General features: G+C 65.1%; 13 protein-coding genes. 6 read left to right on the plus strand and 7 right to left on the minus strand.

Going from position 1 to position 13394, the window contains the following annotated elements:
• Nucleotides 1-52: 52 nt before the first annotated feature.
• From ACTIFE_RS02860 to ACTIFE_RS02880, 5 genes are all read right to left on the minus strand, one after another.
• Nucleotides 53-1420, minus strand: a complete 1368-nt coding sequence (locus ACTIFE_RS02860; RefSeq protein WP_439527659.1) for a glutamine synthetase family protein — start codon at nt 1418-1420, stop codon at nt 53-55.
• An 84-nt stretch (nt 1421-1504) separates the two neighbouring features.
• Complete coding sequence (locus ACTIFE_RS02865; RefSeq protein ID WP_439527660.1) at nt 1505-2554, minus strand: TRAP transporter substrate-binding protein; 1050 nt, start codon at nt 2552-2554, stop codon at nt 1505-1507.
• A 174-nt stretch (nt 2555-2728) separates the two neighbouring features.
• Nucleotides 2729-4069, minus strand: coding sequence for a TRAP transporter large permease (locus ACTIFE_RS02870; protein ID WP_439527661.1), 1341 nt, complete (start codon nt 4067-4069; stop codon nt 2729-2731).
• A complete protein-coding gene (locus ACTIFE_RS02875; protein ID WP_439527662.1) occupies nt 4069-4665 on the minus strand; it encodes a TRAP transporter small permease subunit in 597 nt (198 codons plus the stop codon). Before ACTIFE_RS02875 ends, ACTIFE_RS02870 begins: the two co-directional genes overlap by 1 nt.
• Nucleotides 4665-5444 carry an N-formylglutamate amidohydrolase gene (locus ACTIFE_RS02880; protein WP_439527663.1) on the minus strand — a complete coding sequence of 260 codons (780 nt, stop codon included), beginning with the start codon at nt 5442-5444 and terminating at the stop codon, nt 4665-4667. The genes ACTIFE_RS02875 and ACTIFE_RS02880 overlap by 1 nt, the downstream gene beginning before the upstream one ends.
• A 185-nt stretch (nt 5445-5629) precedes the next feature.
• Between ACTIFE_RS02880 and ACTIFE_RS02885 the strand changes: the two genes are divergently transcribed.
• The 6 genes from ACTIFE_RS02885 (at nt 5630) to ACTIFE_RS02910 (ending at nt 11111) form a co-directional block, all read left to right on the plus strand.
• Nucleotides 5630-6505: a MurR/RpiR family transcriptional regulator gene (locus tag ACTIFE_RS02885; protein ID WP_439527664.1), complete on the plus strand. Its 876-nt coding sequence runs from the start codon at nt 5630-5632 to the stop codon at nt 6503-6505.
• A gap of 260 nt (nt 6506-6765) precedes the next feature.
• Nucleotides 6766-7467 carry a TetR/AcrR family transcriptional regulator gene (locus tag ACTIFE_RS02890; protein WP_439527665.1) on the plus strand — a complete coding sequence of 234 codons (702 nt, stop codon included), beginning with the start codon at nt 6766-6768 and terminating at the stop codon, nt 7465-7467.
• Nucleotides 7464-8270, plus strand: a complete 807-nt coding sequence (locus ACTIFE_RS02895) for an enoyl-CoA hydratase/isomerase family protein (RefSeq protein ID WP_439527666.1) — start codon at nt 7464-7466, stop codon at nt 8268-8270. Before ACTIFE_RS02890 ends, ACTIFE_RS02895 begins: the two co-directional genes overlap by 4 nt.
• Nucleotides 8271-8308: 38 nt before the next feature.
• Nucleotides 8309-9853: an AMP-binding protein gene (locus tag ACTIFE_RS02900; RefSeq protein WP_439527667.1), complete on the plus strand. Its 1545-nt coding sequence runs from the start codon at nt 8309-8311 to the stop codon at nt 9851-9853.
• Nucleotides 9854-10350: 497 nt separating this feature from the next.
• Entirely contained in the window at nt 10351-10731 is a 381-nt protein-coding gene (locus tag ACTIFE_RS02905) for a MaoC family dehydratase (protein WP_439527668.1), read from the plus strand.
• Nucleotides 10731-11111 (plus strand): phosphate acetyltransferase, encoded by a 381-nt coding sequence (locus ACTIFE_RS02910; RefSeq protein WP_439527669.1) that lies wholly within the window; start codon nt 10731-10733, stop codon nt 11109-11111. Before ACTIFE_RS02905 ends, ACTIFE_RS02910 begins: the two co-directional genes overlap by 1 nt.
• A gap of 17 nt (nt 11112-11128) precedes the next feature.
• Here ACTIFE_RS02910 and ACTIFE_RS02915 read toward each other — a convergent pair whose 3' ends face one another.
• Together ACTIFE_RS02915 and ACTIFE_RS02920 are read right to left on the minus strand one after the other, a co-directional pair.
• Nucleotides 11129-11881, minus strand: coding sequence for an SDR family oxidoreductase (locus ACTIFE_RS02915; RefSeq protein WP_439527670.1), 753 nt, complete (start codon nt 11879-11881; stop codon nt 11129-11131).
• Nucleotides 11882-11919: 38 nt separating this feature from the next.
• A complete protein-coding gene (locus ACTIFE_RS02920) occupies nt 11920-13392 on the minus strand; it encodes an aldehyde dehydrogenase family protein (protein WP_439527671.1) in 1473 nt (490 codons plus the stop codon).
• Nucleotides 13393-13394: the final 2 nt, after the last annotated feature.

A 13394-nucleotide genomic window follows, 5' to 3' on the forward strand; every position in this document is an offset into this window, starting at 1 on the left:
CGGCTGCAGTGTTTGCCGGGACAGCGGCCCGGGTGATCCGGGCCAGCCATCCTCAGGCGCGTTCAAATCCGCGGGCGATCTCGTAATCGGTCACCACGCGGTCGAATTCTTCCTGTTCCCATTCGCCTGCACGCAGGTAGTGGTCAACCACCTTGTCGCCCAAGGCCTCGCGCAACATGGACGAGGCATTCAGCGCAGACAGCGCGTCACGCAGGCTGCGCGGGATTTGCTTGGCTTTCTCAGCCTCGTAGAGGTCGCCGGTCATGGGCGGAGCCAGTTCCAGATTTTCTTCGATGCCGCGCAGGCCGGCCGCGATCTGGACGGCAAGCGCCAGATAGGGATTGAGGTCTGAGCCGCCAATGCGGCATTCGACGCGCACGCCCTTCGAGCCCTCGCCGCAGAGCCGGAAGCCGGCGGTGCGGTTGTCGATCGACCAAACCATCCGCGTCGGCGCGAAGGTGCCCTTCTGGAAACGCTTGTAGCTGTTGATGTAGGGCGCCAGGAAATAGGTGTAGTCCGGCGCATATTTGATGAGGCCAGCCATGTAATGGCGCATCAGGTCCGACATGCCATGCGGCTTGGACGGATCGAAGAAGACGGGCTTGCCGTCCGTGGTCCAGAGCGACTGGTGCACATGGGAGGACGAACCGGTGCGGTCCTTGTGCCACTTGGACAGGAAGGTGGCACCATGGCCCTGCTGCCAGGCAATCTCCTTCACCGCATGCTTGGCGATGGAGTGGTAGTCGGCGCAGGACAGGGCGTCAGCGTAACGGATGTTGAGTTCTTCCTGGCCGGCTTCGGCCTCGCCCTTGGTGTTCTCCACCGGGATGCCCGCGGCATAGAGATGGTTGCGCAGCGGGCGCATCACATGCTCTTCCTTGGTCGTCGCCAGGATGTGGTAGTCCTCGTTATAGGCCGAGATCGGCTCCAGATCGCGGAAGCCGGATTTACGGATCTCGTCGAAGCTCTTGGCGAACAGGAAGAATTCCAGTTCGGTCGCCATCATGGCGGTAAAGCCCATCGCATCCAGCCGGGCAATCTGTGCCTTCAGCATGGCGCGCGGGGACTGTGGCACATCGGCGTGGGTGTGATGGTCCAGCACGTCGCAGAGCACCATGGCGGTGCCTTCCAGCCAGGGCACCAGGCGCAGCGTGGAAAGATCCGGCTTCAGGATGTAGTCGCCATAGCCGCCCGCCCAACTGGTCGATGCATAGCCCGGAACAGTGTACATCTCGAGGTCTGTCGCCAGGAGATAGTTGCAGCCATGCGTCTCCTCATGGGCGCTCGACAGGAAATGCTGCACGTGGAAGCGCTTGCCCATGAGGCGGCCCTGCATGTCGACCATGCAGGCCAGCACGGTGTCGATCCTGCCCTCAGTAGCCGCCACTTTCAGGGCGTCGATAGTCAGATTGCCAGCCATCTGGATGTACTTTTCTTTTTGTCCGGAGAAGGTCAGTGCGGAGGCAGCCCGGACCGCAGAACGGTCCGGGCCACGATCAGCTCATCAGCCGTTGCGATAAGGCTGTCCGGCCTTCGACATCACGTCATTGTACTTCTTGATGATCTCGACCACCTGGGCCTTGACCGGGGACTCGGCAGCGATCTCGTCCCAGAAGGCAAGCGCGGCCTGTTCGACAACCACCCACTCGTAGTCCGGGATCGAGGTCAGCTGCAGCTTCGACCCATTGACGCGCAGGTCCGCCTCACCGCCCCAGTACCACCACTGGCGATACAGATGGGAGCTATCCATTGCGAGCTGCAGCATCACCTTGAGATGATCCGGCAGTTCGTTCCAACGGTCGTTGTTGGCAAAGAAGTGGCCAACCCAGGCGCCGGAGATGTTGTTGGTGAGGAAGTACTTGGTCACGTCGGCCCAGCCGACGGTGTAGTCCTCGGTGATGCCCGACCAGGCGATGCCGTCGAGTTCGCCGGTCTGGACGGCGACCTGGATGTCTTCCCAGGGCAGGGTCACCGGCACGACGCCGAACTGGGTCAGGAAGCGGCCGGCGGTCGGGAAGGTGAAGATGCGCTTGCCCTTGAGGTCCTCGAGCTTGTTGATCGGGTCCTTGGTGGCGAAGTGGCAAGGGTCCCAGGCGCCGGCGGAAATATGCTTCACGCCGACCTTGGCATACTCGTCTTCCCAGATCTTCTTCAGGCCGTACTGGTTGAACAGCACCGGCACGTCGAGGGAGTAGCGCGTTGCGAAGGGGAAGTAGCCACCGAACACGGTGACTTCCGTCGGCGAGGCCATGGAATCGTCATCCGACTGCACGGCGTCGATGGTGCCCTTCTGCATGGCGCGGAAGAGCTCGGAGGTGGGCACCAGCTGGTCTGCGTAGAACAGCTCGATTTCCATCTGGCCATTGGCCGCCTTATTGAAGGCATCGATGGCCGGCTTGATCACGTGTTCGCCGAGGGCGGGACCGGCATAGGTCTGCAGGCGCCACTTGATCGGGGCCTGGCCCAGCACGGCAGGCGCCGCGAGGGTGGTTGCGCCGGCTGCGGCAACGGTTGTCAGGCCGGCATTCTTCAGGAATTCACGTCTGCTCGTCATGTCTAGTCACTCCCCTTTTCGGTGATCCAGACCCCGGGCGGGATGGCCTTTGGCCGTTATTTTTTGCCCGGCGGGGTCGTCCGCATGTCGAAATCGTGTCAGGTGGCCGCCAGAGGGCGGCTCTTGCTTCCTCCCTTGCCGCCCGGGCCAGACAGGTCCGGACAGCTTTTTCCGCTACCTTGCGTAGACCAGGCCTGGCAGCCACAAGGCAATCTGCGGGAAAATCATGATGATCGCCAGCGCCAGCGTCATGATCAGCGCGAACGGAATGATCGACGCATAGATGTCGCGCATCGAGAATTCCGGTGGTGCCATGGCGCGCATCAGGAACAGGTTGTAGCCGAAGGGCGGCGTCATATAGGCGATCTGGGTCGTGATCGTGTAGAGCACGCCATACCAGATCAGCACCTGGTCAGCCGGCATGCCGAGATCGAGCTTGGCGACCAGCGGCACATAGAGCGGGGCGACGATGACCAGCATGGCCGTGTCATCGAGGAAGGTGCCCATCACCAGGAACGACAGCTGCATCAGGATCAGGATCATCCAGGGATTGAGCCCGAGCTCGCTGGTGAAGAAATACTCGATGGCCTTGACTGCGCCCAGACCGTCGAAAACGGCGCCGAAGCCGAGGGCGGCGAGGATGATCCACATGAACATGCAGGAAATGAACAGGGTCTGTTTCACGCAGGAGTGGAAGATGATCCAGGTCATGCGCCGTTTTGCCAGCGCAACTGCAAAGGCGGTCAGCGCACCGATGGCGGAACTCTCGACAAGGCTGGTCCAGCCATTGACGAAGGGCACCATCATGACGAGGAAGATGCCGATCGGCAGCAGCCCGGCGGTCAGCAGGCGCAGCTTTTCCGGCAACGGAACGTTGCGCTCCTCGGCGGGAAGCGGAGGGCCGAGTTCCGGCTGCAGCCGACAGCGGACCAGGACATAGACGATGAACATCGCCGCCATCATCAGGCCCGGAACGACGCCGGCGAGCCACAGGTTACCAACCGGCTGCCGCGCGATCATGGCGTAAAGCACCAGAACCACGGAGGGTGGGATCAAAATGCCAAGCGAAGACCCGGCCTGGATGACACCGGAGATCATCCGCTTGTCATAGCCACGCCGCAGCAACTCCGGCAGGGCGATGGTCGCGCCGATGGCCATGCCGGCGACCGACAGGCCGTTCATCGCCGAGACCAGCACCATGAGGAGAATGGTGCCGATGGCAAGGCCGCCGCTGACCGGGCCCATCCAGACGTGGAACATCCGGTAAAGGTCTTCCGCGATCCGCGATTCCGACAGGATGTAGCCCATGAAGATGAACATGGGCAGCGTCAGCATCGGGTACCAGTTCATCAGCTTGATGGCCTGGGCGTAAGGGATGTCGGTCGAACCGGTTCCCCACAGCGCGAGCGCCGCAATGGCCGCGACGCCGCCGATGGCGCCGAAGACGCGCTGGCCCGTCAGCATCATCAGCATCATCGACGAGAACATGAAGATGGTGATCATCTCATAGGACATCAGATCGTCTCCCCGCGAAGGCGCGCGATATCCTTGATCAACTCGGAGATGGCTTGCAGCAGCATCAGGAAAAAGCCGAAGGTCATGATCAGCTTGATCGGCCACATATAGGCGCGGAACGCCGTGCGGCTGCGCTCCAGATGGCCGATCACCTCCGAGGCCGCATCGGGGCCGCCGGTGACGAAGGCAACGACGAGATCCCGATAGAACTCAAACGGATGGTCGCCAAAATAGCCCAGCGAGAAGGCCGTCGATGTCAGCGATCCATACAGCAGCACACCGAGATAGAAGATCAGGAGGAACACCGTGATCGAGTCCATCCAGGCCTTCTTGCGCAAGGACCATTCGGCATAGAACAGGTCCATGCGCACATGGGCACCGGCCTTGAGCGAGTAAGGCCCGCCAAGGACAAAATAGGTGACCATGGCGAATTGCGCGAGCTCGAGCGTCCAGAGCGAGGGACGAAAGAAGGTCTTGGACATCGACGACCACAGCAGGATCGCCATCATCACGAACAGGCCGTACATGATGATCCGGCCAAGCCCCATGTTGAAGCCATCCACCCAGCGGACGTAGGTGCGCGCAAAGCCAGGCATCAGGAGCCCTCCGCGAGCAGCGGCAAGGCATCGGCAAGGATCTTGCCCAGTCGCTGGCCCCACATCTGCTCAGCTTCGGCCGTCGCGACATCGGTGTTGCGGATCTCGATCATGGCGCAGGCGCGGCCCTGGGATTCGCCGTGGCGGGTCAGGGTGTAATAGACGCCATCCGCCGGAGAATAGGGCTCGTTGTCTCCCACGGTCAGGTCACCTGGAGCCTTCAGCGCCGCGATCATCGCGTCGCCCAGCCGCCGATCCGTATCGGCGATGATGCCGATTTCCCAGGGGCGCGGAACGCCCTTGTAGACGGGGGTGTAGGTGTGGACGGAGACGATCACGCTGCGCCTGCCGGCTTGCGTCCGCTCCGCCACCAGCGCGTCGATGGTGGCATGGAAGGGCACATGCACCAGGTCGATCCGCCGTTTGCGGTCTTCGTCGGAAATGCTCTCGTTGCCCGGAACGCGCGTGGTCTCGCTGACCGCCGGAATGAGGTCGTGGGCCGCGTGGTCTCGGTTGCAGTCAATGATCAGGCGCGAAACAAGCGGGTAGACCAGCGGTGCATCCAGCAGGCGCGACATTTCCTGCGCCGTGCCAAGCGCGCCGGGATCCCAGGCAATATGGGCAACACGTGCTTCTGCGCTCAGGCCAAGATCGCCATAGGCCTCGGGAATGAAATTCGAGGCGTGGTCGCACACAAGGACATAGTCACTTTTGCCGTTGCGGTTTTCGACGGACACAGGTGTCCCGTTGCCGGCAAGCGGCCGATCCGGCTGCGCCATGCTGCCTCCCCATCTGGATGCGGCCGTCTGTTCATGTTTGTATTTTTTGTTACAGAATTGCGTAGACGGCCACGCTGTGTATGATTTGATACAAGGAAACGGTGCCTGTCAAACAGAAAACATCAAAATGGCCGATCGGGCCAGACGGCGCCGGATGCAAGCAAGCGCAACAGGGGGGAACGCGGATGGACCAGACCTTGGTCGAGGAAATCCGGGAACGGTTGGACGAGTTCACCACGACGGAGCGGCGGGCGGCGCAGGCGTTGCTGGCCAATTTTCCGCTGCTTGGCCTGCAGACCGTGGCGCAATTTGCCGGGGCGGCCGGCGTCAGTTCGCCGACCATCCTGCGGTTTGTTGCAAGGCTTGGTTTTCCGGGATTTCCGGAATTCCAGCGGCGGCTGAAGTTGGAACTTGAAAACCAGCTGAAGGCACCGCTTGCCAGAGATCCGTCATTGCCATCCGCAGATACCGGCTGCGGCAATGCCTTTGCCGACAAGCTGGTCGAGAACCTGCGCGAGACGTTCCAGCATCTGCCTGCCCGGGAGATCGACACATTCACCCGTCTGCTGGCCGATGAGCGGCGCACCGTCTATCTGCTCGGCGGGCGGTTTACCGATGCGCTGGCGCGCTATATGGCGGCGCATCTGCGCATCGTGCGGTCCGGGGTGCATCATCTGGCCGGCCAGGAAAGCAACTGGTTCGATCAGTTGATCGGAATGGGGCCAAAGGACGTGCTCCTCGTCTTCGATATTCGCCGCTACCAGGCCGGCATCATCCGCTTTGCCGAGGCGGCCGCAAGGCAGGGGGTTACCGTTGGCCTTATCACTGACAGCTGGATGTCCCCGGTCGCCCGGATATCGCAGCATGTGCTGCCGGTTCGGGTGGCAGTGCCCTCGCCTTGGGATTCCTCGACGGCGCTGATGGCGGTGGCGGAGGTGCTGATCGCGGGCGTCACACGGGAGAACTGGCAGCGCAGCGAGCAGCGGATGCAGGCGCTGGAAGCCTTACGAAACGGAGCAGACCCGGCGCGGCCGTCGGAGGGCGACGAAGGAGAGGCCTGAGGTTTCGAGTTTTCAACGCGATGACACCGGAGGCACTTTGGCTCACCGGTCCCGGGTCTTCGCTTCGCTGCGCCCGGGATGACGCCGACGGAGGGTAGAGGTCTGGGCCGAAAGGGGCTCCGTGTCTGCGACCTCGCCACGATACTCCGGCTTCCCTTCGCCCGCGCAGCGCGGGCTTGCATTCAGCACCAAAACATGAATAGTGATTCATGTTTCATGTTGGTGCAGCCTCCAGCGCGCCGGCCAGACCAAGGTGTCCCGTGAGCGAACGCAGGCGTCAAGTCCGATCTGAAGCTGCCAGCGCAAGGCCGCGCAAGACGAAGGCCGTGCCGGATGCGCTGCCAGCGGATGAAGACGAACCGCGCGGCATCCAGCCGAAGACGGCACGCGGCGAAGCGACGCGCCGGGCGATCCTGGATGCGGCCGAGCGGGTGATCGGCGCGAAGGGCTTCAGCGAAGCCTCGATCGGCGCGATCACGCGCGAGGCCGGCTGCGCGCAGGGCACGTTCTACATCTACTTCAAGGGCAAGGAAGAGGTGTTTTCCGAGCTTGTTCTGGAGATGGGCCGCCTTGTCCGACGCGCCTTGACCCAGGCAACGGTCGATATTCCCGACCGGCTCGCGGCGGAAAAGGCCGGCTTGCGCGGCTTTCTCGACTTCGTTGCCGCCCATCCGGATCTCTACCGCATCATTCAGGAGGCGTTGTTCGTCGATCCGGCGGCCTATCGCGCCTATTTCAGCAGTTTCGCAGACGGCTATCGCCTGGCCCTGACCGAAGCCGAGGCTGCTGGACAGATCCGCCCGGGGGATTGTGAAGTTCGTGCGTGGGCCCTCATGGGAATTGCCCGCGCGCTCGGCGAGCGTGCGGTCATCTGGGAGGACCGCACGCCCGTTGCCGAGGTGGTTGACGCCGCGCATGACCTGATCGTGCATGGACTTGCGCCGCGCGGGGACAGGTCGTGAGTCTTGCCGTGACAGGTGCAGCCGCCTCGCTGGTCGGGCTTGAACTGGACGGTGGTCACGCGCGCCTTACGCTCACCCGCGCACGCCGGCACAATGCGCTGGTGCCAGAGCTGCTGGGGGATCTGCGGGCTGCCATCGCGGTGGCGCGGCAGTCCGGGGCAAGGGCGCTGGTGCTGGGCTCCTCGGCGCGCAGTTTTTCGATTGGCGGCGACATTGCCGGGTTTCTCGCCCATGCGGGCAGCGCGGGCGAGCTCAACGCCTATGCTGCCGATCTGGTGGGGGAGCTGAACGGGGCGATCCTCGACCTGCTGGCGTTCCCGATGCCCGTGCTGACGGCGCTCAATGGCCCGGTCACCGGCGGCTCGACCGGTCTTGTGCTGGCGAGCGATCTGGTCGCTGCCGACCCTTCCGCGTTCTTCCAGCCCTATTACGTGGACATGGGCTTTGCGCCCGATGGCGGCTGGACGGCCCTGCTGCCCGACCGGATCGGCACGGGCGCGGCCCTGTCGATCCAGTATCTCAACCGCCGGATCAGCGCCGACGAAGCCCTGCGCCTGGGTCTGGTGAGCGAACTGGCCGGGCCGGGCGGGGTGGAGGCGGTGATCGCCGGCTGGCTCGCCGCCCTGGCGGCCAAGGATCCGCGCAGCCTTGCCGCCACCCGCGCTGGCGTCTGGCCGCCGGAGCAGATTTCAGCCGTTGCGGTACGGCTGGAGGCCGAGCGCCAGCGGTTCCTGGCGCTTGTCACCCACCCCGACACGCTCACGCGCATGCGCGACTTCGCTGCGGGGAGCGCCCGCGCCTGACTGCGGCCGGCAGGCCTGACCACATCTCTGGAGGACCGATGGATCACGTGACCGACATGGCCGCCCGCCGGGCCGAACTGACCCCGGACCGCGTCGCCTTCATCGACCATGCAGCGGGGGAGAGCCTCACCTTTGCCGAGGTGGAGCGGCAGGCGAGCCGGCTGGCCGCAGCCCTCCTCGACATGGGGCTGGTGGAGGGGGCGCGAGTGCCGATCCTCAGCCTCAACCGGCCGGAGTTCTTCATCGCGCTGTTCGCGGCGCAGAAGGCGCGGCTCGTGCTGGTGCCGCTCAACTGGCGCCAGCCTTTTGCCGAGCTGTCGCCGTTGCTTGCCACCTGCCGCGCGCATGTGCTGCTGCATGACACGGCCTTCACGGACGTCGCCCGCGAGCTGGCCGCCCGCCATGGCCTTGCCCGCATCGGGCTGGAGCCCGGCATGGACACGCCCTTCGTGCTGGCGGATCTGATTGCCGACGCGGATGCAGCCGCTGCTGCCGCTGTCTCGGGACGACCCGTCAAGGCCAGCGCGCCGTGGTATCTGCTCTTCACCTCCGGCACCACGGGCCTGCCCAAGGCGGTGATCCAGACCGCCGGCATGGCCTGGGCCAATGCGGTCAACTATGTCCAGGCAACCGATCTCACCAGCACCGACACCTCGGTGAATTACCTGCCCTTGTTCCACACCGCCGGCATCAATCTCCTCACCCTGCCGCTGTTCCTGTTCGGGGGCCGCTCCACCATCCTGCGCAAGTTCGAGGCCGACGATGTGGTGCGGCTGATCGACGAGGGCGAAGTGACGGCCTTCTTCGGCGTGCCGGCGATCTATCAGGCGCTGGCGCTGCATCCGCGTTTCGGTGATCTCGACATTGCCCGCCTGCGCTCGCTGGTCTGCGGCGGGGCGCCGGTGCCGGAAAAGCTCCTCAGTGAATATCAGGCGCGCGGCGCCACCATCTGCAACGGCATGGGCATGACCGAAACCGGGCCGACGCTGTTCATCATGGACCCGGCCCACGCCAGCGCCAAGCTCGGCTCGGTCGGCAAGGCGCAGATCCTCGCCGAGGTGCGGCTGGAGGGGGCGGACGGGCGCGTTGTCGAGGGCGCCGGGGAGGGCGAGCTGCAGGTGCGCGGGCCCGGCATGACACCGGGCTACATGGACAATGCAGAGGCAACTGCCGGCTCCTTCACCGAGGATGGTTGGTTGAAGACCGGCGACATCGCCCGGCGGGATGCGGATGGCTATTACTTCATCGTCGACCGCATCAAGGACATGTACATCTCCGGCGGCGAGAACATTTATCCTGCCGAGGTCGAGCGGGTGCTGCTCACCCATCCGGCCGTGTTGGAAGCGGTGGTTATCGGCGTCCAGGACGAAAAATGGGGCGAGGTCGGCGCGGCCTTCCTGATTGCCCGGCCCGGAGCAGCGCTGGAGGCAGCCGACCTGCCCGCCTGGTGCCGCGAGCGGCTTGCCGCCTACAAGGTGCCCAAGAGCTTCTCCGTCGTCACCGACCTGCCCCGCACGGCCGCCGGCAAGGTGCGCAAGAACATCCTTAAGGACAGGCTGGGGGAGGGATCTCCTCACGGGTGAAGCAACGGCTCCGCAGCCTTTCCACTCCCCTCCCCCTCGTGGGGAGGGGTGAGGGGTGGGGGGAACCGCTCAGGATCGCGGGGGACCTTCATGATCTTGACCAGAGCCTCGGGATGAACACCAGACAGATAACCACCTCTGCAGCCCCCCACCCCCGACCCCGACCTGGGTCGAGCCAACGGTCTCGCCCCGCCTTCGGCCCCCACGAGGGGGAGGGGGGCTGAGAGGCCCCGCAAGAGACCAGACATGAAACTCCGGAGACCCGAATGGCCCTTCCAGTCCCTATTGCCTCTCCGCCCCCCTCCCCCTCGTGGGGAGGGGTGAGGGGTGGGGGGCAACCGCTCAGGATCGCAGAGGTCTTCATGATCTGGACCAGAGCCTCGGGATGAACACCAGCCAGACAACCACCTCGGCAGCCCCCCCCGACCCCTCCCCACGAGGGGGAGGGGAGCCGAGAGGCCCCGCAAGAGACCAGACATGAAAGCCCGGAGACCCGCATGACACCAGCCGATCCCTTGCCGCATCGCCGGTCCTGGACGCCGAGCCAGGCGGAGTTTGATGCCTTTGCCGCCGTGTCGGGAGACGACAATCCGATCCATGTCGATCCGGAGTTTTCCGCCCGCACCCGCTTCGGCCGCACCGTGTCGCACGGGATGCTGATCTACACCCGCGTGTTCGGGCTCTTGGGCGAGCTGTTTCCCGGGCAGCGGCATCAGGCGCAGGCGTTGATGTTTCCCCATCCGGCCTTTGCCGGCGAGGACCTGGTGATCGCGCTGGAGCGGGGCGAGGCGGCTGGCACGGTCGGCATCCGCGTCAGCCGGGCGGCGACAGGCGAGGATGTGCTGACCGGTCTGGCAACGCTCGAAGGAGGCGCATGATGGGCTTTGTTGTGGGTGAAAGCGCGAGCCTGACGCGCAGCTATTCGGATGCGGACCTCGCCGCGTTCTCGCGCCTGTCGGGGACGGCGGTGTCTCCGGCGGAGGGCGTGCCGGGGCCGCTGATCGGGGCGCTGTTCTCTTGTCTCCTTGGCGTCGACCTGCCGGGACCGGGGACAAATTACCTGAAGCAGGAGATGCGGTTTCTCGCACCTGTTCCGCTCGATGTGGAGCTGACCGCGCGGGTGACGATCACGCGGCTGCGGCCGGAGAAGCATCTGGTCGATCTGGAGACGGTCTGCGAATTGCCGGATGGCACGCGCGTCTGCGAGGGCCGCGCCCTCGTCTATGTCGAGGACGCGGTGAAGCGGCTGGAGGCCTGAAAGGAAGGGACGGCTGCTCAGATGCAGCGGCCGCCGTCGACCTCAAGCGCAACGCCGGTGATGAAATCGGCTTCGTCGGAGGCGAGCCACAGCGCGGCATTGGCCATGTCCATCGGCTTCGACAGGCGGCCAAGCGGGATCGAGGCCTTGAACTGGGCCCGCTTTTCCGGTGTGTCTTCGCCCATGAAGAGATGCAGCATGCCGGTCTCGCCGGCCACGGGGCAGAGCGCGTTGACGCGGATGTTCTTTGGCGCGAGTTCCACGGCCATCGACTTGGAGGCGGTGATCGCCCAGCCCTTCGAGGCGTTGTACCAGGTCAGGCCCGGCCGGGGGCGCAGGCCGGCGGTCGAGGCGGTGGTGAGGATGACGCCGCCGCCCTGGGCTTCCATGATGGGCACCACGGCGAGGGTGGACAGGTAGATCGCCTTGGCGTTGACGGCGAGGATGCGGTCGAACTCGTCTTCGGACACCTCGAGCAGCGACTTGTTGCGGTGGGAATAGCCGGCGTTGTTGATGAGGATGTCGAGGCGGCCGAAGCCCTCGGATGCGGCCTTGACCATGCGCTCGACATCGGCGCGCACCGTGACATCGGCGGTGACCGCGACGGCGGAAGCGCCGATCTCGCCGGCGACGCGGGCTGCGGCCTCGCTGTTCAGATCCGCCACGACAACCCTTGCGCCTTCCTCGGCAAAGCGCTTGGCCATGCCCTCGCCGAAACCGGAGCCCGCGCCGGTGATCACGGCCACCTTGCCCTTCAGCCTGTCTGCCATGCTCATTCCTCCCCGATTTTAATCAGTTATTTTGCTGGCTAACCATGCCGCAGGACGAGGGTCTTGGTCGCCGAGAACTCGTACAGCGCCTCGAAGCCCTTCTCGCGGCCATGGCCGGATTTCTTGAAGCCGCCGAAGGGCAGCTCGATGCCGCCACCCGCGCCATAGGCGTTGACGAAGACCTGACCGGCGCGGACCTGGCGCGCGACGCGCACGGCGCGCTGGCCGTCGCGGCTCCACACGCCGGCGACAAGGCCGTAGTCGGTGCCATTGGCGAGCCGGATCGCCTCGGCCTCGTCGCGGAAGGGGATCAGCGACAGGACCGGGCCAAACACTTCCTCGCGTGCCAGCAGATGCTCGGGCGGCACGGGGCCATAGATCCGGGCCGGCACGTAGAAGCCGCTCTCCGGTGCATCGGGGGCGATGGCGCCTTCGGCAATGAGGGGAATGCCGTCGCTGGCGGCCCGCTCGACAAAGGACCGGACTCGGCGCAGCTGGCCCTCCGAAATGAGGGGGCCGAGATCAAGATCGCGGTCATGGGGGCCGGCGACCAGTGTGCGCACGCGGGCACGCAAGGCATCGGCAAGCGGCTGCCAGATGCCCTGCTGCACCAAGACCCGGCTGCCGGCCGAACAGGTCTGGCCGCAGTTCTGGATGATGGCGTTGATGATGACCGGCACGGCCTGTTCGAGATCGGCATCCTCGAAGACGATCTGGGGCGACTTGCCGCCCAGTTCCAGCGTGCAGCCGATGTGGTTGCGCGCCGCCGCCGTCTGGATCATCACGCCGACTTCCGGCGAGCCGGTGAAGGTGAGGAAATCAAGGCCCGGATGGTTGGCAAGGGCAGCGCCGGCCTCGTGGCCAAAGCCGGAGACGACGTTGAAGACACCGGCCGGAAAGCCGGCCTCCAGCGCCAGTTCGCCGACACGCAGGACGCTGAGACAGGCATCTTCCGCCGGCTTCAGCACCAGTGTGTTGCCCATGGCAAGCGCTGCCCCGGCGACGCGGCCCATGATCTGCGCCGGATAGTTCCACGGGATGATGCCGCCGACGACGCCGAGTGGTTCGCGCAAGGTCATGGCGAGGAAGCCGTCGGCGGTGGGGATCGTGTCGCCCATCACCTTGTCGGCAGCGCCGCCGTAAAACTCGAAATAGCGGGCGAGGGCGACGATGTCCGCCTTGCCCTGACGCAGCGGCTTGCCGGCGTCGAGCGATTCGAGGGCCGCCAGTTCCTCGGCGTGCTCGCTGACAAGCGCGGACAGCCGGAGCAGCAGGCGGCCCCGCTCCAGCGCTGTGAGGCGCGGCCAGGGGCCGAGATCGAAGGCGCGGCGGGCGCTGGCGACAGCCCGGCCGACATCAGCGGCGTCACAGCGCGGAATGCGGGCGATCAGCCGGCCATCCGACGGGCAAATGCTGTCAAAGCGGTCATCGCCGGTGGCAGGGCCGACGACCCCGTCAATGACCGCTCCCGGCAACAGGATCTCTTGCTTGGCGCCCGTCTGATTCGGCATCG

This window comes from Pannonibacter sp., from assembly GCF_051860505.1.
GTDB lineage: Bacteria > Pseudomonadota > Alphaproteobacteria > Rhizobiales > Stappiaceae > Pannonibacter.